Raw genomic sequence first — 617 nt, 5'->3', positions numbered from 1 at the left:
AAGCGATACGCTTTTTTTTCACTGTGCTTCTAACATCCGGTAGGGAAATATAAGCGGAGCCGCCATTAGCGGCGACATCCTTATTTTTATGAGTAACCACAATCTTTTGCGTGGTTTTCTGTACAAAAAACTAGTTGCTGAATAGAGACTTGCATTTTTTGTCACGCTATAGACAATAAAAAGAGGTTTAACTTAGAAAATAACGGTTTGAAATGATCAACAAAGAGCAGTTGTTACGAGATAATCGTTTATGTAAAGCAATCATTGGATTATCAGTCGAAGAATTGAAAAATTTAGCCGCTGAATTTTCAGCTTGTTATTTGATTTATCGGAAAAAGAATCGAAAAGCTCACGAGCGGCAGATGGGTGCAGGGCAGAAAGGATTTATCCCAACCCCATTAGATAAACTGCTTTTTATTTTATTGTATTTAAAATGTTATCCGACCTATGATTTGCAAGGACTTCTTTTTGGTTTAGATAGAACACGGGCATGTCGCTGGGTAAAAATATTATTGCCGGTTTTAGAGATGACCTTGGGGCGAGAATGTGTTTTGCCCGCTCGTCAAATTCGCTCTGCTGAGGAATTTTTTCGCGCCTTTCCTGGAGTTAAAGACGTC

The 617-nt window shown here is 38.6% G+C and carries 1 protein-coding gene; it reads left to right on the top strand.

Features of this window, described 5'->3' with window-relative positions; translation table 11 throughout:
- Positions 1 to 212: 212 nt before the first annotated feature.
- Positions 213 to 617: transposase family protein (locus CBG25_RS15755; protein WP_290603697.1), on the top strand; the 405-nt coding region annotated here is incomplete at its 3' end.

Source organism: Arsenophonus sp. ENCA, from assembly GCF_002287155.1.
GTDB lineage: Bacteria > Pseudomonadota > Gammaproteobacteria > Enterobacterales > Enterobacteriaceae > Arsenophonus > Arsenophonus nilaparvatae.
Note: the sequence above shows the minus strand (reverse complement) of the source record. Positions and strands in the feature narration are given on the sequence as shown.